The organism is Nocardia rosealba (genome assembly GCF_020216065.1).
Taxonomy (GTDB): domain Bacteria; phylum Actinomycetota; class Actinomycetes; order Mycobacteriales; family Mycobacteriaceae; genus Nocardia; species Nocardia rosealba.
In genome coordinates this window covers 224,752-246,463 of the sequence record NZ_JAIWNA010000005.1, presented here as the reverse complement: position 1 = coordinate 246,463, position 21,712 = coordinate 224,752, and the positions used below count along the sequence as shown (strand labels likewise).

Sequence of the window (21,712 nt, the reverse complement as noted above, 5' to 3'; positions counted from 1 at the left end):
CTGTGTTTATTGGAGCGCTGGCGCGCTCGAGCGCGGCCCCTGGGGGGCCGCGAGTTAGCCACCGTTGCTCGCGCTGCGCGCATGCGCACCGGCGGCTAACTCGCGGCCGGGCCGCTACGCCGCTTCGCGGCGGACCCTCCTCGAGGTCGGGTCGTGCGGGGCTGGGAATGCGGTCATGGCGGACTCGAGTGGGCTAGGAGCCGGTGAAGTTGGGCTTGCGCTTTTCGGCGAAGGCTCGGGGGCCTTCCTTGGCGTCGGCTGATTTGAAGACCTCGATGCCGATTTTCGCCTCGATGGGAAAGGCCTCGTTTTCCGGCATGGCCTCGGTTTCGCGGAGGGTGCGCAGCATCGCCTGGACGGCGAGGGGGCCGTTGTCGGCGATCTTGCCTGCCAGCTCCAGGGCCCTGTCGAGGGCGGTGCCGTCGGGGACCACGTGGCCGATGAGGCCGATCTCCTTGGCCTCGGTGGCGGTGATGTGCCGACCGGTCAGCAGCAGATCGGCGGCCACGGTGTACGGGATCTGGCGGGCCAGGCGCACGGCGGATCCGCCGAGCGGGAACAGGCCCCAGCGGGCCTCGGAGACGCCGAACTTGGCGCTTTCCCCGGCCACGCGCAGGTCGGTGCCCTGCAGGATCTCGGTGCCACCGGCGATGGCCGGGCCCTCGACGGCCGCGATCAGTGGCTTGCTCAGGCGCCGACCCTTCAGCAGCGCGGGGAGGTAGGCGGGGTCCCAGCCGCCGCCCGCCGCGGTGTCGCCCGGATGCGACGAACTCATCGCCTTCAGGTCCATCCCCGCGCAGAACGCGCCGCCCGCGCCGGTCAGGATCGCGACGCGGATGTCGGGATCGCTGTCGACCTGGTCCCAGGCGTCGCGCATGATCGCCATCATCTCGCCGGACAGGGCATTACGCGCCTCCGGACGGTTCATGGTGACGATGAGGACGTGGTCTCGCTTCTCGACCAGACAGTGGGCCATTTCGATGTCTCCTGACGTTCAGCCTTGTCAGAAACAGTAACACGTTCTATTTTTGTCTTTGTGAGCTACAACATAGCCGATCTCGTCGAACACGCCGTCGACCTGATGTCCGACCGGATCGTGCTGGTTGGCGAGCATCGTGAGTCGACCTACGCCGAACTGGAGGAGCGGGCCAACAAACTGGCCCACTACCTGATGGAACAGGGTGTGCGTCCCGGCGACAAAGTCGGAATCTACAGCCGGAACACCGTGGAGGCCGTCGAAGCGATGGTCGCCGTCTTCAAGGCGCGGGCGGTGATGATCAACGTCAACTTCCGCTACGTCGAGAACGAGTTACTACACATCTTCGACAACTCGGACATGGTCGCCCTGATCCACGAGCGCCGCTACACCGACCGGGTGGCCGCGGTGCGCGACAAGGTGCCCGCTCTGAAGACGGTGATCGTCGTCGACGACGGCACCGACACCCCGACCGCGCCGGGAACGGTGGAATACGAGTCGGCCCTCGCCGATTCGTCCGGCGAGCGCGACTTCGGCGAACGTTCGCCCGACGACATCTACATGCTCTACACCGGCGGAACGACCGGCCTGCCCAAGGGCGTCGTGTGGCGCCACGAGGACGTCTGGCGGGTGCTCGGCGCGGGCATCAACTTCGTGACCGGCGAATACGTCAAGGACGAGTGGGAGCTGGCCAAGGTCGGCGCCGCCAATCCGCCGATGGTGCGCTACCCGATCCCGCCGATGATCCACGGCGGCTCGCAGTGGGCCACCTTCCACAGCCTGTTCGGTGGTGGCAAGACCGTGATGATCCCGGAGTTCAGCGGGCACGGTGTCTGGCAGGCCGTCGACAAGCACGGCGTGAACCTGCTCTTCATGACCGGTGACGCGATGGCGCGCCCGATGCTCGACGCGCTCGCCGAGGGCAACCCGGAAACCGGTGAGCCCTACGACCTCTCGACGCTGTACGTGCTCGCCAGCACCGCCGCGCTGTTCTCGCCCTCGCTCAAGGACAAGTTCCTCGAGGTACTGCCCAACCGGATGATCTCCGACTCCATCGGTTCCTCGGAGACGGGCTTCGGCGGTCTGGCGCTGGTAACCAAGGGCGCCACCCACACCGGTGGTCCGCGGGTGAAGATCGACGCGGCCACCCAGGTGCTCGACGAGGACGGCAAGCCGGTGGAGCCCGGTTCCGGCGTCGTCGGCATGCTCGCGCGCAGCGGCCACATCCCGCTCGGCTACTACAAGGACGAGGCGAAGTCGGCCGCGACCTTCAAGGAGTACAACGGGATTCGCTACGCCATCCCCGGCGACTACGCGCGCGTCGAGGAGGACGGCACCGTCACCATGCTCGGCCGTGGTTCGGTGAGCATCAACAGCGGTGGCGAGAAGATCTACCCCGAAGAGGTGGAGGGCGCGCTCAAGGCGCACCCCGAGATCTTCGACGCGCTCGTCGTGGGTGTGGAGGACGAGCGATGGGGTCAGCGGGTGTGTGCCGTTGTCCAGTGTCGCGGTGACAAGCGCCCCACCCTCACCGAGCTGAGGCCGCTGCTCACCCAGGAGATCGCCTCCTACAAGCAGCCACGCAGCCTGTGGTTCGTGGACGAGATCAAGCGCTCACCCGCCGGTAAGCCCGATTACCGCTGGGCCAAGGAGCAGACCGACGCTCGTCCCGCCGATGAGCACGCCGACGCAGGCGCCTCCTGAGGTGACACCATCGAATCGGCCCGCCCAGCATCTCGCTGAGCGGGCCGATTCGCGTCTACCGGGCCTTCGCCACCGCTGGACATGTGATCACCACGCTCTGGTGGCGGTGGCCTCACGGGCTTTGCCGCCACCAGAGCGTGGTGGCTCAGCGGGCGCGGAGTTCGGCGAGTTGGTAGGCGAGTCGAGTGCGGACGGCGGGGATTCGGGTGAGGACGCGCATGGCGGTGTTGCGGAGTGCGCGGGCGGGGGTGGAGCCGAGGGTGGCCATTTTCGTCATGCGATCGGTGAAGGCGACGACTTCGGTCGCGATGGGCCTGCGGGTCGTTTCGTAGGTGTCGAGCAGGGAATCCGGCTCGCCCGCCGCGACTTTCGCGAGCAGGGTGCCGAGCAGGGCGGCGTCCTGGATGCCGGTGTTCATGCCCTGGCCGCCCGCGGGGCTGTGGACGTGGGCGGCGTCGCCCGCGAGCAGGACACGGCCGGCGCGGTAGTGGTCGGCGACGCGGTGGTGCACGCGGAAGCGTGAGCTCCACAGGACCTCGTCGACGCGGACCTCGCCCGCCGGGCCGCGGGCGTCGAGGACGGCCTGGATGTCCTCGCGTGTGGGGTGTTCGGGTGCCTCGTCCACGGTGGCGACCACGCGGTAGCGCTCGCCGTCCGCGTCGGGGAGCGGGGCGACGACGGTGACGCCTTCGGGGGAGAGGTGCAGGGAGACCTCGCTGCGCGGGGACGGCCACGTCATCCGGACGTCGGCGAGGACGAACGACGCGGGGTAGGTGTCGCCGGTGAAACCGATGCCCGCCTGCTCGCGGACCACGCTGTGCATACCGTCGGTGCCGACCACGTAGTCGGCCGCGATGCTGCCCGCTGTGCCGTCGGCGTTCACGTATTCGACGGTGGCGGAGTCTTTTTCGTTACGGATACCGGTCACCGTGATCGGCCGGTGTACCCGCCCGCCCGCCTTGTGGAGGCGGTCGAGCAGAACGCGCTCGGTGACATCCTGGGGCACCATCAGGGTGTATGGGAACGTGGTCGGCAGACCGCCGAATTCGATGGTGGCCAAGGTCTTCGGGCCGTCGTGCACCTTGAAGGTCGGCACCTCGATGCCGAGTCCGACGAGTTCGTCGGCGATACCGAGCTCGTCGAGCACCTCGAGTGTCCTGGCGTGCACCACGGCGGCGCGAGAAGTGTTGGCGCCCTCGGCCAGACGGTCGATGAGCACGTGATCGATGCCCGCTTCGGCGAGCACGATCGCGGTGGTGAGGCCGGCGGGGCCCGCGCCGACGATGACGACGGAAGTGGTTGCGGGGAGGGTGACGGCGGCCATTTCGACTCCTGGTCAACGAGTGTTTGCCAACGCTTGTAGGCATAACGGTAGACCCGGCGGCGCTAGAAAGTCAACAGTTGTTGGCCTACAATCGTTGGCATGTCATCCGCCCAGCAAGAGCAGCCGGTCCGGCGCTCCGATGCCACCCGCGCGGCCATCCTCGCCGCTGCCCGCGCCCGCTTCGCCGCCGATGGCTACGCCAAAGCCACCATCCGCGCCATCGCCGCCGACGCCGAGATCGACCCCTCGATGGTGATGCGCTACTTCGGCTCCAAAGACGGCCTCTTCGCCGCCGCGGCCCAGATCGACCTCGACCTCCCCGACCTCGGTGCCGCCGACCCGAACACATTGGGGGAGCTACTGATCCGCCGCTTCCTCACCATCTGGGAGGACAACGACAACACCGTCCTGCTGATCCTGCTGCGCACCTCGATCACCGACGAGGCGGTAGCCGAGCGAGTCCGCGAAATCTTCGCCGCCCAGGTCCTGCCCGCAGTCCTGCGCTTCGGCGATCCTGCCGACGCCCCCCGCCGAGCCGGATTGATCGTCACCCAACTCCTGGGTCTGGCCCTGTGCCGCTACGTCCTGCGTCTACCACCGGTAGTGGCACTCACTCCGGCCCAGCTCGTCACCGACATCGCCCCGACCTTGCAGCGCTACTTGACCTTATGAGTCGGCGACCGACAGCCCTGGTCGGCATCGGTATGCGCAACCCGCCGGATGAAGCGTCGCGAGCGCGCGATCACGAGTATGCGAAAACCGCTGCGACCGCGTCGAAGTCGTGGTCGCAGCGGGCGACCGGCAGGTCGAGCCGCCGGCTCGCAACGCGGCGCGCGGCGGTTGTCGCTTATCCCGCCAGCTGGGCGCCGAGGGCGAGGAGGTGGGGGGTCGCGCCGCCGAGGGCGAATTCGTGGTGCTTGGCGGCGGTGAAGTAGTTGTGGGTGATGTGATCGCGGTCGATACCGAGGCCGCCGTGGACGTGGACGACGGTGTGGGCAACCTTGTGGCCCGCCTCGGCTGCCCAGAACTTGGCGATGTGGACGGATTCGGCGGCGGGCAGGCCCTCGGACAGGCGCCAGGCGGCCTGGGTGACGGTGAGGCGGAGGCCGCCGATGTCGATGTAGGCGTCGGCCAGGCGCTGGGCCACGGACTGGAAGGAACCGATGGCCTTGCCGAACTGCTCGCGGGTGCGGGTGTGCTCGGCGGTGATCTCCAGGGCGCGTTCCAGGGTGCCGAGTTGCAAGGCGGACAGCCCCAGCCAGGCGCGCTCGCGCAGCCAGGTGAGGATGTCGGCGCCGGATTCCACGGTGCCGAGCAGTTCGGCCGGAGCGGCATCGAACTCGACGAGGAATTCGGGGGACAGGTCGACGACCTGCTGCGGCGTCACCACGGTATTCGCCGGGTCGACCAGGAAGACCGCCACGGTGCCGGCAGCCGAGTCATTGCCGGAGATCGACGCGGGGACCAGGATTCGCTCCGCCCGGTCCGCGTACGGGACGGTCGTCGCGACGCCGGTCAATGTCCACGCGGCACCCGTGCCGCGCGAAGGCGAATCGTCACCGGCTGAATCGGTGGCCGAGATACCGGCGGCGGTCGGGTTGCTGCTCGCCGGATCGGCCGCGGAAGCGGGGCTGTCGGCAGAGGCAGGAGTCGCGGTGATCCCGGGTGCGCCGATCGGATCGTGCAGCGACGCCGACAGAGCCGCCGTCAGCACCACCTCGCCCGCCCCTGCGCGCTGTGCCAGCCCGTGCTGGTCCTCCTCGCCGAATCGCGCGAGCGCCCCCGCACCGAGCACGACCGACCACAGGTACGGCACGGCGGCGTCAGCACGTCCGAGCTCACGCAGCACGGCGGACTGCTCGAGCTCACCGAAATCGCTGCCGCCCAACGCTTCCGGCAGCGCGGCCGCGAGTACTCCGGTTTCGGCGAGCGCCTTCCAGAGTTGCTCGTCGAAGCGGCCCGGAGTGTCGAGCTCACGCAGCCGATCGGCGGTGACGAGTTTGGCGCAGACCTCGCCGGTGAGGCGGGCGAGGTCGGTCTGGGCTTCGGTGGGGGTGAAATCCATGGCGGTTTACCGGCTTTCGTGGATCAGCGGGCGGCGGCGGGCTGGCGCAGGGCGGTCATGGCGATGATGTCGCGCTGCACCTCGTTGGTGCCGCCGCCGAAGGTGAGGATCAGGGCGGCGCGGTGCATCCGCTCCAGCCTGCCGAGCAGCACCGCACCGGGGGAGTCCTGGCGCAGGTAGGCGTCGGCGCCGACCACTTCCATCAGCAGCCGGTAGGCCTCGGTGGCCAGTTCGGTGCCGTACACCTTGCACGCCGAGGCATCCCACGGGCGCGGCGCGGCCTCGCCGCCCTGGTCGGCGCGGCTGGCGATCTCCCAGTTCAGCAGCTTCAGATATTCGACCTTGGCGTGCACGCGGGCCAGATTCAGCCGCGCCCATTCCTGGTCGATCACGCGGGAACCGTCGGGGAGCAGCGTGTCGCGGGCCCACGCGGTCGTCTGCGTCACCGCGAGCGACAGCGGCCCGGCCGAGGTGAGCGCCACCCGCTCGTGGTTGAGCTGGTTGGTGATGAGCGACCAGCCGCCGTTCTCCGGACCGACCATCGACGACGCGGGCACGCGAACATCCTGGTAGTAGGTGGCGCTGGTGTCGGGCCCGGCCATGGTGTGCACGGGCGTCCAGGAGAACCCTTCGGCGGAGGTCGGCACGATGAACATGCTGATCCCCTTGTGCTTCTTGGCAGCGGGATCGGTGCGCACGGCCAGCCAGATGTAGTCGGCATAGGCGATGAGGCTGGTCCACATCTTCTGGCCGTTGATGACGAAGTCGTCGCCGTCGCGCACCGCGGCGGTGCGCAGCGAGGCGAGGTCGGTTCCCGCGCCCGGCTCGGAGTAGCCGATCGCGAAGTGCAGCTCACCGGCGGCGATGCGGGGCAGGAAGTACTTCTTCTGCTCCTCGGTGCCGTACTGCATGATGGTCGGCGCCACCGAGTTGAGCGTCAGGAACGGGACGGGCGCGCCCGCGATGGCGGCCTCTTCCACGAAGATCAGCTGGTCCATGGTGGTCCGGTCCTGGCCGCCGTACTCCTTGGGCCAGCTCAGCGTGAGCCAGCCGTCGCGGCCCATCTGACGCACCACCTCGCGGTATACATCGCCCTCGCCGTACTCGCCGGTCTGCAGGCTCAGTGCCTTCTTGCGCTCCGGGGTCATGAGCCCGGCGAAATACGCGCGCAGCTCGGCGCGCAATTCTTCCTGCTGCGGCGTGTACGCGACGCGCATGCTTCCCACCTCGGTGTCGAACTCCAGCTTCGGTGAGCCGATCATTGCACAGGAACTGGAACATGTTCCAGTATTGACAGTGAATCGGTGCCGGTTCCGCCGCGCGAGGTATGCCATCCGGGTTACTCTCGCCGAGACCGTCTGGAAGGAAGATCCCATGAAGATCATCGTCGATTTCGACCGCTGCGAAGCGAACGGCGTCTGCGTCGGAATCGCCCCTGACATGTTCGAACTCGATGACGACGATCAGCTGACCGTCGCCGAGGGCGATATCGCCGCCGACCGCGTCGCCGATGCGGAGGAGGCGGTGGCGCAGTGCCCGAAGGCCGCGCTGAGATTGGCGTGATCGCCTCTTGTCGGATGGTGAAACACGTTCTAAAGTCGGCCCGATGAGTGTGATGCAGACTTCACTGGAGGGCCGGGTCGCCATCGTCACCGGTGCGGGCGCGGGTCTCGGTCGGGCCGAGGCGCTCGCGCTGGCCTCGGCGGGCGCGGCGGTGGTCGTCAACGACCTCACCGAGGACGCGGCCGCCGAAACGATCGCCACAATTCGCGAACTCGGCGGTAAAGCGGAATTCGTCGGTGGAAGTATCGCCGAACGTGTCACCGCCGACGCGCTCGTCGCTACCGCGCGGGAATCGCTCGGGGGCCTCGATATCGTTGTCAACAATGCGGGTATTACGCGCGACCGCATGCTGTTCAACATGTCCGACGAAGACTGGGACGCGGTACTCGCCGTTCATCTGCGCGGCCATTTTCTTTTGTCGCGCAATGCTTGCTCGTATTGGCGAACGGCCTCCAAATCGGCGGGCGAACCGGTGTACGGGCGGTTGATCAACACCTCCTCCGAGGCCGGTCTGCTCGGTCCCGAAGGGCAGGCGAACTACGGTGCGGCCAAGGCCGGAATCACCGCGCTCACCCTCTCGGCGGCGCGTGGATTGTCGCGCTACGGCGTGCGCGCCAACGCGATCTGCCCGCGTGCGCGCACGGCCATGACCGAGGCGGTCTTCTCCGAGGCGCCCGAGGGTCAGGTCGACCCGCTGGCTCCCGAACATGTCGCGAAGCTGGTCGCCTACCTGGCTTCGCCCGCGGCCGACGAGGTGAACGGGCAGGTCTTCGTGGTCTACGGCCCGATGGTCGCGCTGATGGCGCCGCCGACGGTCGAGCAGCGCTTCGACGCCGCGGGCGAGCAGTGGGCCGAGGACGATCTCGCCTCGACCCTGCAGCAGTACTTCGCCGGCCGCCCGGCCGACCACACTTTCTCGGCGCGAGCGCTTCGCGATCTCGGCTGAGGTTGCCGGATGTTGGCCGGGCGGAAAGTCTCCGTCCCGGCTCGCCGCAGATCTGTTGTACGCCGGTCCAGGTATTGGTAGACATGGACGTCGGCATGTGTGGTGTCTCACAGGAGGTCTGGGTGAAGCGGTCAGGAGTCGTTTCAGTTCGGACGGCATTTTCCGGGAAAAACTCCTGGTACAAGTCTCCGGAAATCGCAGACATTCGTGAGAACGTGTTCTAGTCTTTGGGCAGTCTTCAGATCGGGGTGGCGGTGAAGTACGGAAACGCGGACGCCATGGTCCGCCCGTCTAACGAGGAGGATTGCCGGTGAACGACCTCCTTGCTGTCCCGTTGCGGGCAGTCGGCGGATTCTTCGAACTCGGCGCGGAAGTGGCACGAGCCGCCTTCCGCCGGCCGTTCCAATGGCGTGAGTTCGTCGACCAGTCCTGGTTCGTCGCCCGCGTCTCCATCCTGCCGACGCTGTTGGTGGCGATCCCGTTCACCGTGCTCGTCGTCTTCACCCTCAACATCCTGTTGCGCGAGATCGGTGCCGCCGACCTCAGCGGGGCGGCCGCCGCGTTCGGCGCCGTCACGCAGGTCGGCCCGATCGTCACCGTGCTGATCGTGGCCGGAGCGGGCGCGACAGCGATCTGCGCCGACCTCGGTGCCCGCACCATTCGCGAGGAGATCGACGCGATGAAGGTGCTCGGCATCGACCCGGTGAGCCGGCTCGTCGTGCCGCGCGTGCTCGCCTCGATGTTCGTGGCGCTGATGCTCAACAGCCTGGTGTGCACGGTCGGCATCGTCGGTGGCTTCGCGTTCTCGGTGTTTCTGCAAGGCGTGAATCCCGGTGCATTCGTCAACGGCATTCCGCTGCTCACCAATCTGCCCGAGCTGATCATCTCCGAAATCAAGGCGGGCCTGTTCGGGCTCATCGCCGGAATGGTCGCCTGTTATCTCGGGCTGCAGGTGAAAGGCGGGCCCAAGAGTGTGGGCGACGCCGTGAACCAGACCGTCGTGTTCGCCTTTATGGCGCTGTTCGTGGTGAATGTCGTCGTCACCGCGATCGGCCTGAAATTCACGGTGCGGTGAACACATGGCCTTTGTAGTTCGTTCCAAATTCCCGCGGGCGGTCCGTCGATACGAGCGGGCGTCCAAAGCGCTGGACTCCCTCGGTGACAAGGCGATCTTCTTCGTCAAGGCACTCGGCTCGGTACCGCGCGCCCTGGTGCACTACCGCACCGAGACCATCCGGCTCATCGCCGAGATCAGCATGGGCAGTGGCGCTCTCGCCGTGATCGGCGGCACCGTGGTCATCGTCGGCTTCCTGACGCTGATGGCGGGCGGCACCATCGCGGTGCAGGGCTACAGCTCGCTCGGCAATATCGGCGTCGAGGCGCTCACCGGCTTCTTCGCCGCCTTCATCAATGTGCGCATCGCGGCGCCGGTGATCTCCGGTATCGGCCTGGCCGCCACCATCGGCGCGGGCGCGACCGCCCAGCTCGGTGCCATGCGGGTGGCCGAGGAGATCGACGCGCTGGAATCGATGGCGATCCGGCCGGTGCCGTTCCTGGTGGGAACCCGGGTGCTTGCGGGCATGATCGCGATCGTGCCGCTCTACGCCCTGGCGGTGATCGCCTCGTTCATCGCCAGCCGCTTCGCCACCGTGGTGATCTACGGGCAGTCGGCGGGCGTCTACGACCACTACTTCTCGACCTTCCTCATCCCCAGCGACATCCTGTGGTCGTTCGCGCAGGCGATGGTGATGGCCCTGGCCGTGATGCTGATCCACACCTACTACGGCTTCCATGCCGCGGGCGGTCCGGTCGGGGTCGGTGTAGCAGTCGGCAACGCGGTGCGGGCCTCGCTGGTCGCGGTCGTCACGGTGACGCTGCTGATCTCACTGGCCATCTACGGCACCTCCGGCAACTTCCACCTCTCGGGATAGCGGTATGGACACCTCACGGATCGTTGCCGCACTGCAGGGCGGGCTGGGGCGCAAGCTCGCGGCCCTGGCCCTCGTCGGCGTACTCGTCGCGGGCGCGGCCTTCGCGATCGCGCTGTTCCAGGGCGCGTTCACCAACACCGCCGTGGTGCTGGTCGACGCGCCTCGCTCGGGCCTGGTCCTCGACCCCGACGCCAAGGTGAAGGTGCGCGGCGTCGAGATCGGCCGGGTCGCCGACATCGACCTGGCCGCCGACGGTGCGACCCTGCGGTTGGAGCTCGACCCCGATCAGCTGAAGCTCGTGCCAGACAATGCCGGGGTCGACATCCGCTCGACCACGGTGTTCGGCGCCAAATACGTCAATTTCATTGTGCCCGAACAGCCTTCCGCGAAGTCGCTGGCGCCGGGCAGCACTGTCTCGGCGAGCTCGGTGACCGTCGAGTTCAACACCCTGTTCCAGCACCTGTCCGACGTGCTCGCCCAAGTGGAGCCCGAGAAGCTGAACGCGACCCTGACCGCGCTAGGCACCGCCCTCGAAGGGCGCGGCGACAAGTTCGGCGACCTGCTCGTCCGTTCGGATCGCTATCTGCGCGAACTGAATCCGTACCTGCCCACGCTGCAGACAGACCTGGACAAGACCGCGCAGGTGACCGGGATCTACGCCGATGTCGCCGATCCACTGTTGCGCACGGTCGACAATTCGACGGGCACCGCGCAGACCATCACCGAAATGCAGGGGCAGCTCGACAACGTGCTGGTGAATGTGATCGGCCTGTCCGATACGGCCGGAACTGTCCTGCGGGAGAACGAGAACGATCTGGTGACCGCGCTCGACCTGCTGCGTCCTTCCACCGCGCTGCTGTACGACTACCGCGAATCGGTGAGCTGTGTGGTCAACGGACTCGGCACACTGATCCCGATCGCCGAGGACATGATGGGTGGTTTGCTGCCCGGTGTCGGCATGAACGCGAGCTTCATGCTCGGTGCCAAGCCCTACAGCTACCCGGACGACCTGCCCAAGGTGAACGCGACCGGAGGCCCGCGCTGTGAAGGCGTGCTGGACCGCGTCCCGGAGAGCCATTCGGACTACCTGGTGACCGACACCAGCGAGGGCGCGCCGTACGCACCGACCACGCGTCACGAATTCCACGGCATGCCTCGGGTCTTCCAGCTGCTGCTGGACGGAATGCCGGGAGTGACACGGTGAAGAACACCTCGACGACGATCAAACTGGCGATCTTCACCGTGGTGATGACGCTGGTATTCGCCGGTCTGGCAATCGTTTTGAGCCAGGCGCGGTTCTCCAGCGAGAACGGCTATCGCGCGGTGTTCACCAGCTCCTCGGGCATGGTGCCCGGCGCCAAGGTGCGCATCGCCGGTGTGCCGGTGGGTTCGGTGACCTCGGTGAAGGTCGGCGACGACAACCTCGCGCACGTCGAGTTCGATGTCGACACCAAGTACGCGGTCCTGGCCAGCACCCGGGCGGCGATCAAGTACGAGAACCTGGTCGGCGACCGCTATCTGGAGCTGCTGGAGGGGCCGGGCTCGGCTCGCCGGCTTTCCGACGGCGACACCATCGGCCTCGAGCAGACCCAGCCCGCCCTCGACCTCGACCTGCTGCTCGGCGGATTCAAGCCGCTGCTGCGCGGGCTCGACCCGGCGCAGGTCAACGACCTCACCGAGGCGCTGCTGCAGATCTTCCAGGGCCAGGGCGGAACGCTCGTGTCGCTGCTCAACAGCGGTGGCGGCTTCGCCAAGACCCTGGCCGATCGCGACGCGCTGATCGGCAGTGTGATCGACAACCTGAACACCGTGCTCGCCACGGTCAGCGATCGCGGCGATCAATTCGCCACCACCATCGACGAACTGCAGCGCCTGGTCAGCGACCTGTCCGCGGAGCGCGATCCGATCGGCAACGCGTTGCCGAGGATCGCGGGCGCGACCAAGGAGGTCAACGACCTGCTGGTGCAGGCCCGTCCCGATCTGCGCTCCACGATCGAACAGACCGGTCGGCTCGCCACCAATCTGGACGAGGGGTCCGACCACATCCAATGGGTGCTCGACAGACTGCCGGATACCTACAAGAAACTCATCCGGATCGGCGCCTACGGCTCCTTCCTCCAGCTCTACATCTGCGGTACCAACTTGTTGATCAGTGGCCCCGATGGCAAGCCGATGGAAGTCCACATGCCGGCGCTGCAGGTCACCGGAAGGTGTAAGCCCAATGAATGAGGACAAGTCGCCCGCGGCGACGATCGGCATCGTCGGCGTGGTGCTGGCGCTGACGATCTCGCTCGCGACGCTGCAATTCACCGACCTCCCGTTCATCCGCTCGGGGGCCGCCTTCACCGCGAACTTCCTCGACGCGGGCGGTCTCGTCCCCGGCGACCCGGTGCATGTGGCCGGTGTGCGCTCCGGCGAGGTACGGCAGGTGAGCCTCGACGGCGACAAGGTTCTGGTGAAATTCGATCTCGACGAGTCGATCGTGCTGGGGGAGAAGACGACCGCCGCGATCAAGACCAACACCGTGCTCGGCCGCAAATCCTTGGATGTGGTGCCGGACGGCCCCGGCGCCATCGGCGCACGGGACACCATTCCGGTCGAGCGGACCACCTCGCCCTACTCGCTCAACGAAGCACTGAGCGATCTCGGCGGGACGGTGCGCGACCTCGACCTGGAGCAGGTCGACCAGACCCTCGATACGCTGTCGGCCGCGTTCGCCGACACACCGGGCCCGCTGCGCAACGCGCTCGACGGCGTCACCGCGCTCTCCCGCAGCATCAACACCCGCGACCAGGCGCTGACCGACCTGCTGGCCAGGGCGCAGAACGTCACCAAGATCCTGGCCGACCGCAGCACCCAGCTCAACACGCTGCTCATCGACGGCAACGCGCTGCTCGGCGAGCTCGACCGGCGCCGGGCCGCGATCAACCAGCTCGTCGTGTACATCGACGATGTGGCCAGACAGCTTTCGGGCCTGGTCGCCGACAACGAGCCCCAGATGCGGCCGACGCTGGACCGCCTGAATTCGGTCCTCGCCCTGCTCCAGCGCAACAAGCAGAACCTCAACGATGCCCTCGACGGTCTCGGCCCCTACGCCGCCGCGCTCGGCGAGCAGGTCGGCAACGGACCCTGGTTCAACGCCTACGTGGTGAACGCGACAAGTGTCGAGCTCCGTCCGCTCGTCGACGCGCTGGTCTGGCCAGAACAACTGCCCCAGGACGTGATCGACATCTTCACCCACCCCAGGACGCCGTACATCGCTCCTGCCGAGGAGGATCCCCCGCGATGAGCTCGACCCAGCAGGTGCGCGGGTTGCCGCGCTGGACGATCGCGGTGGCGGTGGTGGTGATCGCGGCGCTGGTCGCGGTCGGTGTCTACCTCGTGACCGGCGCCGGAAAGAACACGGTGACCGCCTCGTTCACCTCGACCACCGGTCTGTACGCGGGCGACGAGGTGCGGGTACTCGGCGTCACCGTCGGCAGCATCGACTCCATCGAACCGGGCCGCGGCCAGGTTCAGGTGAAGATGAGCATCGACAGCGATATCGATCTGCCCGCCGACGCGCGCGCCGTCATCATCGCGCCGTCCTTGGTCTCGGCCCGATTCGTGCAGCTCGCGCCCGCCTACACCGGCGGCCCGAAACTGGCCGACGGAGCGCAGATTCCGCTCGAGCGCACCGCGGTGCCGGTGGAGTGGGACGAGATCAAGGCCGAGCTGACCAAACTGTCGGCGGCGCTCGGTCCGGTCGGTGACGACAAGCAGGGCTCCTTCGGCCGCTTCGTCGACACCGCGGCCCAGAACCTCGACGGCAACGGCCAGAAGTTCCGCGACACCCTGCGTGAACTCTCGGCGACCCTGACCACCCTGTCCGACGGGCGAACCGACCTGTTCGCCACCATCCGCAACCTGCAGAAGTTCGTCGAGGTGCTCTCGGCGAGCAACGAGCAGATCGTGCAGTTCAGCGGCCGGCTCGCGTCGGTGTCGTCGGTGCTTGCCGGTGCGTCGGAAGAACTCGGCGCCGGTCTGGACAGTCTCGATGTGGCACTGGCCGATGTGAAGCGGTTCCTCGAGGGGACCGGTGGGGAGCTGACCGAGGGCGTCGAGCGGCTCGCCGACGTCACCCAGACCCTGGTGGACAATCGGCCCGAGATCGAACGGGTGCTGCACTCCGGCCCCACGGCGATGGTGAACTTCTACCAGCTCTACAAACCGGCTCAGGGTTCGCTCACCGGCGCGGTGGCGCTCAACAACACGGCCAATCCGCTCAGCTTCCTGTGCGGATCGATCCGGGCCATCGAACACAACAACTCCGACCGCTCCGCCGACCTGTGCGCCGAGTTCCTCGCACCGGTGATCAGTTCGCTGGCAATGAATTACGTGCCGATCATGACCAACCCGGCCACCGGCGTCACCGCCTTCCCCGAGCAGCTGGTGTACAGCGATCCGAGCCTGGCCGGTGCGGTCGAGCAGGATCAGGCGCCGGTCGCGTCGCCGATCACCGTGCCCGAAGGTCTTGCCGGGCTTGCCATTCCAGGAGGACCGCGATGAGGCGGCGCATACTCGCCGGGCTGGCCGTCGGCGTCGCCGTGGCGCTCGGCACCACCGGTTGTCAGTTCGACGGGCTCAACTCGTTGCCCATGCCTGGCTCCGAGGGGCGGATGGACGGCTCCTACACGGTGCGCATCCAGATGCCCAATGTCACGACGCTGACCCGGAATTCGCCGGTGCGGGTGAACGACATCGAGGTCGGCAATGTCACCGGGATCGAGGTCGAGGGCTGGCACGCGCTGGTGACGGTCTCGCTCAACCCCGATGTGCGCCTGCCCGCCAACGCGGTCGCCAAGATCGGGCAGACCAGTCTGCTCGGCAGCAACCATGTCGAGTTGGCCGCGCCGACAAGCGAACCGCCGACCGGTCAGCTGCGGGGCGGCGATGTCATCCCGCTCGAACGGGCCGGTGCCTACCCGACCACCGAACAGGTGCTGTCGTCGCTGTCGGTGGTGCTCAACGGCGGCGGTATCGCGCAGCTCGAGACGATCACCACCGAGCTGAACGCGATGGTCAACGGTCGCGAGGACGAGATCGCCGACCTGCTCCCGCAGCTCAACGAGCTGACGACCGGGTTGCAGCGCCAGACCGGCAGCATCATCGCCGCGATGGAGGGTCTGGATCGGCTGGCGGTGAAACTGGCCGGTCAGCGTGAGGTGATCGCCGAGGCGATCGAGCAGATCCATCCCGCGCTCACCGCGCTGGCCGACCGATCGGCGAATATCGCCAGGGCGATCACGGCGCTCGGCGAGCTCGGCGACGTCAGCGAACGACTGATCAAGAACAGCGGCGACGACCTGGTGGCCAACCTGCGCAGTCTGGGCCCCGTGCTGCAGACGCTGGCCGACACCGGGACCAACCTGATCCAGGCGCTCGGCATCCTGCCGACCTTCCCGTTCCCGATCAGGAATATCGACAACGCGATCATGGGCGACTACCTGAATCTGTTCATCACCTTCGACCTGACCGCAAGCCGTCTCGACAGCAACTGGCTCACCGGGACGCCGCTCGGCGGTCGCTTCGGTGGTGTCGAGGGTGTGGTCGGCTCGTTCGCGCCGTCGACCGCGACGGATGCCGGTGACCCGGCCACCGCGCCGATGGCGCCCGCACCGGCCCCCGCACCCGCGCCCGCCATTCCCGGGCTACCGGCCATTCCCGGTCTGCCCGCCATCCCCGGCATCACCGCGCCGCTGCCCGGCCAGGAAGGGGCGGGTCGATGAAACTCACCCGGTTCGTGCGAGCCCAGCTCGCGATCTTCGCGGTGCTCACCGTGATCGGTCTGGTCGTGATGAGCGGCAGCTACCTGCATGTTCCCGCGATGTTCGGCATCGGCCGGTACGCGGTGACCGTGCAACTGGCCGCCACCGGCGGGCTCTACCCGACGGCCAATGTTTCCTACCGTGGCCAGAACATCGGCAAGGTGGAGGCGGTGCGGCTCACGCCCGCGGGCGTCGAGGCGGACCTGTCGATCGACAGCGACTACAAGGTCCCCGCCGATTCGAGTGCCTGGGTACGCAGTGTCTCGGCGATCGGCGAGCAGTACGTCGACCTCGTGCCGAGCGAACAGCCCGCCGACGGGCACCTGCGCGACGGCTCGGTGATCCCGGTGCAGCGCACCCACCTGCCGCAAGACGTGGGCGCGATGCTCGACCAGGCCGACAAATTGCTCGCCACCGTCGCCGATACCCGGCTGCGCCAGGTGATCGACGAGGCGTTCCTGGCGTTCAACGGCGCCGGACCCGACCTGCAACGGTTCATCGACTCCGCGGCGCTGCTGATCCAGCAGGCCGAGACCGACATCGAACCGACCAAGAAGCTGCTCGACCAGATCGGCCCCCTGCTCGACACGCAGATCGAGTCCGAAGCCGATATCCGTTCCTGGACAAACGATCTGGCCACGATCACCGACCAGCTCCGGGAAAGCGACCCGACGCTGCGAAACCTGTTGAACAACGGCCCTTCCGCGATGGAGGTGGTGAACAAGCAGTTCCAGGATCTGCGTCCCACCCTGCCGCTGCTGGCGCGAAACTTGGTGAGCCTCGGGCAGGTCGGGGTGACCTACAACGCGAGCGTGGAACAACTTCTGGTCGTCTTCCCGCCGTTGATCGCGGCGCTGCGCACCGCCATCCGCGGTCCGGCCAAATACGGCGTGATGGTCGACTTCATGACCGTGCTCAACGACCCGCCCGCCTGCACCACCGGCTTCCTGCCCGCGGAGCAGTGGCGGGAGCCGAGCGACCTGACGCCGATGGACACTCCGCCCGGGCTGTACTGCAAGGTCCCGCAGGACTCGAACATCGCGGTCCGCGGCATCCGCAACACCCCGTGCATGGAGTTCCCCGGCCGCCGCGCACCCACCCCCGAACTGTGCCGGACCGGGTTCGTGCCCGAGGGCAACAACCCGCCGTTCGGCGAGGTAGAGCCGGTCGCTCCGGCGTCCGCACCGGCAGGCGCATCGACGGGCGCTGTGACGCCCGCCGCAGCGCGCCCCTATGATCCGTCGACGGGTACGTACCTGGGCACAGACGGACGCACCTACCGCCAAGGTGACATCGCCACCGATGGCTCGGGCACCGTTCCGGCCAGCTGGCAGGCGATGTTGGAGGAGCAGCAACGATGAACGACAACGACAACCGCCGCCCGCGTCGCCGGGCCGCACGCTCGGCCGGGCCACCGGCCGAGGAGAAGGCGGCCGTGACGGTGGCCGTGAGTAAGAGCGAATCCACATCACCGGCTGCCGAGGTTGCCGCCAGGTCGGCCGACACGGTGAAGTTCGCCGAGGTCGCCGCCGCTGCTAGCGCGAAGGGCGCCGAGAGCGCGGCAGCACCCACGGTGAAACTCGGCAAGGATGCCGTGGAGCCCGCCGCCCGGCTCGACAAGGACGCCGTCGATTCGTCCGCTCCGACCGTGAAGCTCGCCGGCGGCATCGCGCAGTCCGAGGACGCGACGGTGCAGAACGTTCCCGACGGGGAGAAGAAGTCGCGCGTGCGTCGCGTCCTCGCCGTCGCGGCGGCGGCCGTCCTCGTACTCGCGCTCATGGTCGGTGCGGGCGCCTCCGCCGTCGCCGCGTTCATGACCGACGCCGAAGAGGACCTGCGCGCGGAGTACACCGAGACCGCACGCCAGGCCGTGCTGAACCTGACGACCATCCGCGCCGAATCGGCCAAGGAAGACATCGACCGCATCCTGGCCGTGGCGTCGGGCGACTTCAAGTCCGAGTTCGACGGTCGTGTCGACCCGTTCATGGATGTCGTCAAGCAGGCCAACGTGGTGTCCAACGGCAGCGTCGTCGAGTCGGCCATCGTCTCGGCCGACCTCGAATCCGCGCAGGTGCTCGTCGCCGCGAAACAGACGGTGACCAACAACGGTTCGCCCGAACCCCAATCGCGTCAGTACCGATTCCGCATCACCGTGACCAACGGTGAGACGGGCATGACCGTGTCGAAAGTGGAGTTCGTGGGATGAGCCGCAGAAGCGCACAGATCATTTTCGGCATCCTCGCCGTCTTCGGCCTGACCGCCGCCGCCGTGCTCGGCGTCAGCAGCTACCAGTTGTGGCAGCACGACCGTACCGAGCAGGCCCGCGGCGAGGCGATGAGCACGGCGAGCCGCACGGTGAGCGCCATGTTCAGCTATGAGCACGTCACCGTCGACACCGAGCTGCCCAAGGCGGCCGACGGCCTGAGCGAGTCGTTCCGCAACGACTACCTGCGGCTCATCGAGGAAGCCATCGCGCCGGGCGCCAAGGAGAAGCAGCTCACCGTCAAGGCGACAACGCAGGCCGAAGGCGTGATCTCCGCCGAACCGGAACACGCGGTGGTACTGCTGTACCTGAATCAGGTGACCACGAGCAAGGACACGCCGCAGGGCACCGCCTCGGGCAGCCGCGTCCGGGTCTCGCTGGACAAGACCGGCGATCGCTGGCTGGTTTCCCAGGTCACGCCGGTCTGAGTCCTAACGGCTGGTTTCGGGGTAGTTGTCGTCGTCCTCGCTGAGTAGCGCGGAGCCGGCCACACTGCCCTGGGAGAGGGCGTCGAGGAAGGCGCGGGCCCAGCGGTCCACGTCGTGGGTGAGGACCTGGCGGCGCATGGAGCGCATGCGGCGGCGTTTGGTGTCGCGGTCGTCGTCGAGGGCGCCGACGATCGCGTCCTTCACGCTGTCCAGGTCGTGCGGGTTGCACAGGTAGGACTGCCGCAATTCGGCTGCCGCACCGGTGAATTCGCTGAGGACCAGGGCGCCGTTGAGGTCGCTGTGGCAGGCCACGTACTCCTTGGCGACCAGGTTCATGCCGTCGCGCAGCGGTGTGACGAGCATGGCGTCGGCTGCCACGAAGAAGGCGATCAGCTCGTCGCGGGGGATCGGCCGGTGCAGGTAGTGCACCACCGGGTAGCCCACACGGGCGAATTCGCCGTTGATCCGGCCCACCTGACGTTCGATGTCGCCGCGCATCTTGATGTAGCTCTGTACGCGCTCACGCGACGGCGTTGCCAGCTGGACCATCACTGTCTCGGCCGGGTCGATGCGACCCTCCTCCAGGAGCTCCTGGAGGGCATTGAGGCGGATGTCGATGCCCTTGGTGTAGTCGAGACGGTCGACGCCGAGCATGATGTTCTTCGGATTGCCGAGTTCGGCGCGAATCTTGGCCGCGCGCTCACGCACCGACCGGCGTCGTGAGTGCTCGTCGAGTTCGGCGGAATCGATCGAGATCGGGAACGCGCCCACGCGCACCGTGCGGAAACCGACCTGGACCACACCGAGCTTGGACCGCACACCGATGGTGCCGCGCGAGGTGGGCTGACCGGCCAGCCTGCGGGCCAGGTACAGGAAGTTCTGCGCGCCACCGGGTAGATGGAAACCGATCAGGTCGGCACCGAGCAGGCCCTCGACGATCTCGGTGCGCCACGGCATCTGCATGAACAGCTCGACCGGCGGGAACGGGATGTGCAGGAAGAACCCGATGGTCAGATCCGGGCGAAGCATGCGAAGCATCTTCGGCACCAGCTGCAGCTGGTAGTCCTGCACCCAGACCGTCGCGCCCTCGGCGGCCACCTTCGCGGTCTCCTCGGCGAAGCGCCGGTTGACCTCCACATAGGCCGCCCACCAGGCCCGGTCGTACACGGGCCGCACGATCACGTCGTGGTACAGCGGCCACAGCGTGCCGTTGGAGAACCCCTCGTAGTAGTCCTCCACCTCCTGCGACGACAGCGGCACCGGATACAGCTCGAGCCCGTCCTCGATGATCGGCTCGACGTCGACATCGGGCACCCCGGCCCAGCCGACCCAGGCGCCTTTGTTGCTGCGCAGTACCGGTTCCAGTGCGGTCACCAGACCGCCGGGGCTGCGCTTCCACCGGGTGGTGCCGTCGGGCAGTTTCTCGAGGTCGACCGGAAGCCGGTTGGCGACGACGACGAATCCCGATCCCGCACCCGAGGGTGCCACGGGTTCCTCGGACGGACGGTCGTTGGACTGTTCATCGATCATCTGGTCCACTCACGCATCCTTTGCGTCGCAGGGTGCCGTTTTGAGGTTGTAGTAGGTGATTGCTCAGCTGGGGCCGATGCCGAGCATCGACAGCAGCATGCGGCACTCGTCGGCGTCCTCGGCATATGCCGCGACCACGCGCTGGGCCTGGCGAGCGGTCTCGTCGGCCAGCGGTTCGAGCTCGTCGTCGGCGATGTCGTTGGCGGTGCTCTTCGCGGCCATAGTGGTTCGTCCTCCCGGTTTTCCAACGCTCTTCGTGCGAGTAGTCAATAGTATCGGGCGCCGGTTACCGTGGATTGGTTCGTCAACCCGACCGAAAGGTTTCCCCATGCCACTGGCCACGGTGAACGGCATCGCACTGAACTATCAGGTCAAGGGCGACCGTACCAAGGGCACCGACGTCAAGGGCGGCGGTCCGCTGGTGGTGTTGATCATGGGAACCGGTTCGCCCGGACGCGTCTGGGAGCTGCACCAGGTGCCTGCGCTGGTCGCGGCCGGATACCGGGTGTGCACCTTCGACAACCGCGGCATCGCGCCGTCCTACGAGGCAGCGGGCGGTATGCGCATCGAGGAACTGGTCGCCGACACCGCCGCGCTCATCGAATTCCTCGACGAGGGCCCCGCGCTGGTCGCCGGTACGTCGATGGGCGCGCGGGTGGCCCAGGAACTGGCGCTTGCCCGCCCCGATCTCGTGCGCAAGGCCGTGTTCATGGCCGGTCACGGCCGTCTCGACCAGTTCCAGAAGACCCTGTCGGCCGGTGAGCAGGACCTCGACGCCTCGGGCGTGCAACTGCCCGCCAAGTTCGAGGCGGCCGTCACCGCGGTGATGAACCTGTCGCCCGCCACCATGGCCGACCGCAACGCCGCCCGCGACTGGCTCGACCTGTTCGAATTCACCGGCGGACCGGCCACCGCGGGCATTCGCGCCCAGCGCGCCATGGACCACGACTTCGACCGTGTGGCCGCCTACCGCGCGATCACCGTGCCCTGCCTGGCGATCGGTTTCGCCGACGACCGCATGATTCCCCCGTACCTGTCGCGCGAGGTCGCCGAGGCCATCCCCGGCGCCCGGTACCAGGAAATCCCCGACGCGGGTCATTTCGGCTACCTCGAACGGCCCGAGGCCGTGAACAAGATCCTGCTCGATTTCTTCGCGAGCTGAGGTAACCGCCTAC

General features: G+C 67.5%; 21 protein-coding genes. 15 read left to right on the top strand and 6 right to left on the bottom strand.

What is annotated here, in order from left to right; translation table 11 throughout:
• Nucleotides 1-193: 193 nt before the first annotated feature.
• Nucleotides 194-976, bottom strand: a complete 783-nt coding sequence (locus tag LDL21_RS20205) for a crotonase/enoyl-CoA hydratase family protein (RefSeq protein ID WP_225281328.1) — start codon at nucleotides 974-976, stop codon at nucleotides 194-196.
• Between the two features lie 60 nt (nucleotides 977-1,036).
• Between LDL21_RS20205 and LDL21_RS20200 the strand changes: the two genes are divergently transcribed.
• The gene (locus LDL21_RS20200; protein ID WP_181698745.1) at nucleotides 1,037-2,680 is read left to right on the top strand and encodes an acyl-CoA synthetase; all 1,644 of its coding nucleotides are present in this window, start codon (nucleotides 1,037-1,039) and stop codon (nucleotides 2,678-2,680) included.
• 145 nt (nucleotides 2,681-2,825) lie between these two features.
• On the opposite strand, the gene LDL21_RS20195 is transcribed toward LDL21_RS20200, so the two are convergent.
• Nucleotides 2,826-4,004, bottom strand: coding sequence for an FAD-dependent monooxygenase (locus LDL21_RS20195; protein ID WP_225281327.1), 1,179 nt, complete (start codon nucleotides 4,002-4,004; stop codon nucleotides 2,826-2,828).
• A gap of 99 nt (nucleotides 4,005-4,103) precedes the next feature.
• Here LDL21_RS20195 and LDL21_RS20190 point away from each other — a divergent pair, with 99 nt between their 5' ends.
• Complete coding sequence (locus LDL21_RS20190) at nucleotides 4,104-4,676, top strand: TetR/AcrR family transcriptional regulator (protein WP_225281326.1); 573 nt, start codon at nucleotides 4,104-4,106, stop codon at nucleotides 4,674-4,676.
• A 175-nt stretch (nucleotides 4,677-4,851) separates the two neighbouring features.
• Here LDL21_RS20190 and LDL21_RS20185 read toward each other — a convergent pair whose 3' ends face one another.
• The gene (locus LDL21_RS20185) at nucleotides 4,852-6,069 is read right to left on the bottom strand and encodes an acyl-CoA dehydrogenase family protein (RefSeq protein WP_225281325.1); all 1,218 of its coding nucleotides are present in this window, start codon (nucleotides 6,067-6,069) and stop codon (nucleotides 4,852-4,854) included.
• Between the two features lie 23 nt (nucleotides 6,070-6,092).
• Complete coding sequence (locus LDL21_RS20180; protein ID WP_225281324.1) at nucleotides 6,093-7,286, bottom strand: acyl-CoA dehydrogenase family protein; 1,194 nt, start codon at nucleotides 7,284-7,286, stop codon at nucleotides 6,093-6,095.
• Nucleotides 7,287-7,443: 157 nt separating this feature from the next.
• Between LDL21_RS20180 and LDL21_RS20175 the strand changes: the two genes are divergently transcribed.
• The 12 genes from LDL21_RS20175 to LDL21_RS20120 all read left to right on the top strand — a co-directional run bounded on the left by LDL21_RS20175 (nucleotide 7,444) and on the right by LDL21_RS20120 (nucleotide 19,007).
• Entirely contained in the window at nucleotides 7,444-7,632 is a 189-nt protein-coding gene (locus tag LDL21_RS20175; protein ID WP_067640707.1) for a ferredoxin, read from the top strand.
• 43 nt (nucleotides 7,633-7,675) lie between these two features.
• A complete protein-coding gene (locus LDL21_RS20170) occupies nucleotides 7,676-8,578 on the top strand; it encodes a 3-oxoacyl-ACP reductase (protein ID WP_225281323.1) in 903 nt (300 codons plus the stop codon).
• 310 nt (nucleotides 8,579-8,888) lie between these two features.
• The gene (locus LDL21_RS20165; protein WP_067492283.1) at nucleotides 8,889-9,653 is read left to right on the top strand and encodes an MlaE family ABC transporter permease; all 765 of its coding nucleotides are present in this window, start codon (nucleotides 8,889-8,891) and stop codon (nucleotides 9,651-9,653) included.
• A gap of 4 nt (nucleotides 9,654-9,657) precedes the next feature.
• Nucleotides 9,658-10,509 (top strand): MlaE family ABC transporter permease, encoded by an 852-nt coding sequence (locus LDL21_RS20160; RefSeq protein ID WP_067492284.1) that lies wholly within the window; start codon nucleotides 9,658-9,660, stop codon nucleotides 10,507-10,509.
• 4 nt (nucleotides 10,510-10,513) lie between these two features.
• Nucleotides 10,514-11,713, top strand: coding sequence for an MCE family protein (locus tag LDL21_RS20155; protein WP_225281322.1), 1,200 nt, complete (start codon nucleotides 10,514-10,516; stop codon nucleotides 11,711-11,713).
• Complete coding sequence (locus LDL21_RS20150) at nucleotides 11,710-12,738, top strand: MCE family protein (RefSeq protein ID WP_181698739.1); 1,029 nt, start codon at nucleotides 11,710-11,712, stop codon at nucleotides 12,736-12,738. Before LDL21_RS20155 ends, LDL21_RS20150 begins: the two co-directional genes overlap by 4 nt.
• Nucleotides 12,731-13,798 carry an MCE family protein gene (locus LDL21_RS20145; RefSeq protein WP_181698738.1) on the top strand — a complete coding sequence of 356 codons (1,068 nt, stop codon included), beginning with the start codon at nucleotides 12,731-12,733 and terminating at the stop codon, nucleotides 13,796-13,798. The genes LDL21_RS20150 and LDL21_RS20145 overlap by 8 nt, the downstream gene beginning before the upstream one ends.
• Nucleotides 13,795-15,057 (top strand): MCE family protein, encoded by a 1,263-nt coding sequence (locus tag LDL21_RS20140; protein WP_225281321.1) that lies wholly within the window; start codon nucleotides 13,795-13,797, stop codon nucleotides 15,055-15,057. Before LDL21_RS20145 ends, LDL21_RS20140 begins: the two co-directional genes overlap by 4 nt.
• Nucleotides 15,054-16,277 (top strand): MCE family protein, encoded by a 1,224-nt coding sequence (locus LDL21_RS20135; protein ID WP_225281320.1) that lies wholly within the window; start codon nucleotides 15,054-15,056, stop codon nucleotides 16,275-16,277. The genes LDL21_RS20140 and LDL21_RS20135 overlap by 4 nt, the downstream gene beginning before the upstream one ends.
• A complete protein-coding gene (locus LDL21_RS20130) occupies nucleotides 16,274-17,677 on the top strand; it encodes an MCE family protein (protein WP_181698735.1) in 1,404 nt (467 codons plus the stop codon). Before LDL21_RS20135 ends, LDL21_RS20130 begins: the two co-directional genes overlap by 4 nt.
• Nucleotides 17,674-18,522 (top strand): Rv1363c family protein, encoded by an 849-nt coding sequence (locus LDL21_RS20125; RefSeq protein WP_225281319.1) that lies wholly within the window; start codon nucleotides 17,674-17,676, stop codon nucleotides 18,520-18,522. The genes LDL21_RS20130 and LDL21_RS20125 overlap by 4 nt, the downstream gene beginning before the upstream one ends.
• Nucleotides 18,519-19,007 (top strand): h domain protein, encoded by a 489-nt coding sequence (locus LDL21_RS20120; protein ID WP_225281318.1) that lies wholly within the window; start codon nucleotides 18,519-18,521, stop codon nucleotides 19,005-19,007. Before LDL21_RS20125 ends, LDL21_RS20120 begins: the two co-directional genes overlap by 4 nt.
• A 3-nt stretch (nucleotides 19,008-19,010) precedes the next feature.
• Here LDL21_RS20120 and LDL21_RS20115 read toward each other — a convergent pair whose 3' ends face one another.
• Together LDL21_RS20115 and LDL21_RS20110 are read right to left on the bottom strand one after the other, a co-directional pair.
• Nucleotides 19,011-20,537, bottom strand: coding sequence for an alpha,alpha-trehalose-phosphate synthase (UDP-forming) (locus LDL21_RS20115; RefSeq protein WP_181698763.1), 1,527 nt, complete (start codon nucleotides 20,535-20,537; stop codon nucleotides 19,011-19,013).
• A 63-nt stretch (nucleotides 20,538-20,600) separates the two neighbouring features.
• Nucleotides 20,601-20,759 carry a hypothetical protein gene (locus LDL21_RS20110; protein ID WP_166655756.1) on the bottom strand — a complete coding sequence of 53 codons (159 nt, stop codon included), beginning with the start codon at nucleotides 20,757-20,759 and terminating at the stop codon, nucleotides 20,601-20,603.
• 106 nt (nucleotides 20,760-20,865) lie between these two features.
• On the opposite strand from LDL21_RS20110, the gene LDL21_RS20105 reads away from it, so the two are divergent.
• The gene (locus tag LDL21_RS20105; RefSeq protein ID WP_225281317.1) at nucleotides 20,866-21,699 is read left to right on the top strand and encodes an alpha/beta fold hydrolase; all 834 of its coding nucleotides are present in this window, start codon (nucleotides 20,866-20,868) and stop codon (nucleotides 21,697-21,699) included.
• Nucleotides 21,700-21,712: the final 13 nt, after the last annotated feature.

Excerpts from the sequence above, each read along its gene's own strand:
- LDL21_RS20120 (WP_225281318.1), top strand. The coding sequence starts at position 18,519 with ATGAGCCGCAGAAGCGCACAGATCATTTTCGGCATCCTCGCCGTCTTC.
- LDL21_RS20145 (WP_181698738.1), top strand. The coding sequence starts at position 12,731 with ATGAATGAGGACAAGTCGCCCGCGGCGACGATCGGCATCGTCGGCGTG.
- LDL21_RS20205 (WP_225281328.1), bottom strand. The coding sequence starts at position 976 with ATGGCCCACTGTCTGGTCGAGAAGCGAGACCACGTCCTCATCGTCACC.
- LDL21_RS20175 (WP_067640707.1), top strand. The coding sequence starts at position 7,444 with ATGAAGATCATCGTCGATTTCGACCGCTGCGAAGCGAACGGCGTCTGC.
- LDL21_RS20155 (WP_225281322.1), top strand. The coding sequence starts at position 10,514 with ATGGACACCTCACGGATCGTTGCCGCACTGCAGGGCGGGCTGGGGCGC.
- LDL21_RS20160 (WP_067492284.1), top strand. The coding sequence starts at position 9,658 with ATGGCCTTTGTAGTTCGTTCCAAATTCCCGCGGGCGGTCCGTCGATAC.
- LDL21_RS20135 (WP_225281320.1), top strand. The coding sequence starts at position 15,054 with ATGAGGCGGCGCATACTCGCCGGGCTGGCCGTCGGCGTCGCCGTGGCG.
- LDL21_RS20170 (WP_225281323.1), top strand. The coding sequence starts at position 7,676 with ATGAGTGTGATGCAGACTTCACTGGAGGGCCGGGTCGCCATCGTCACC.
- LDL21_RS20180 (WP_225281324.1), bottom strand. The coding sequence starts at position 7,286 with ATGCGCGTCGCGTACACGCCGCAGCAGGAAGAATTGCGCGCCGAGCTG.
- LDL21_RS20195 (WP_225281327.1), bottom strand. The coding sequence starts at position 4,004 with ATGGCCGCCGTCACCCTCCCCGCAACCACTTCCGTCGTCATCGTCGGC.
- LDL21_RS20140 (WP_225281321.1), top strand. The coding sequence starts at position 13,795 with ATGAGCTCGACCCAGCAGGTGCGCGGGTTGCCGCGCTGGACGATCGCG.
- LDL21_RS20105 (WP_225281317.1), top strand. The coding sequence starts at position 20,866 with ATGCCACTGGCCACGGTGAACGGCATCGCACTGAACTATCAGGTCAAG.
- LDL21_RS20185 (WP_225281325.1), bottom strand. The coding sequence starts at position 6,069 with ATGGATTTCACCCCCACCGAAGCCCAGACCGACCTCGCCCGCCTCACC.
- LDL21_RS20125 (WP_225281319.1), top strand. The coding sequence starts at position 17,674 with ATGAACGACAACGACAACCGCCGCCCGCGTCGCCGGGCCGCACGCTCG.
- LDL21_RS20115 (WP_181698763.1), bottom strand. The coding sequence starts at position 20,537 with ATGATCGATGAACAGTCCAACGACCGTCCGTCCGAGGAACCCGTGGCA.
- LDL21_RS20130 (WP_181698735.1), top strand. The coding sequence starts at position 16,274 with ATGAAACTCACCCGGTTCGTGCGAGCCCAGCTCGCGATCTTCGCGGTG.
- LDL21_RS20190 (WP_225281326.1), top strand. The coding sequence starts at position 4,104 with ATGTCATCCGCCCAGCAAGAGCAGCCGGTCCGGCGCTCCGATGCCACC.
- LDL21_RS20110 (WP_166655756.1), bottom strand. The coding sequence starts at position 20,759 with ATGGCCGCGAAGAGCACCGCCAACGACATCGCCGACGACGAGCTCGAA.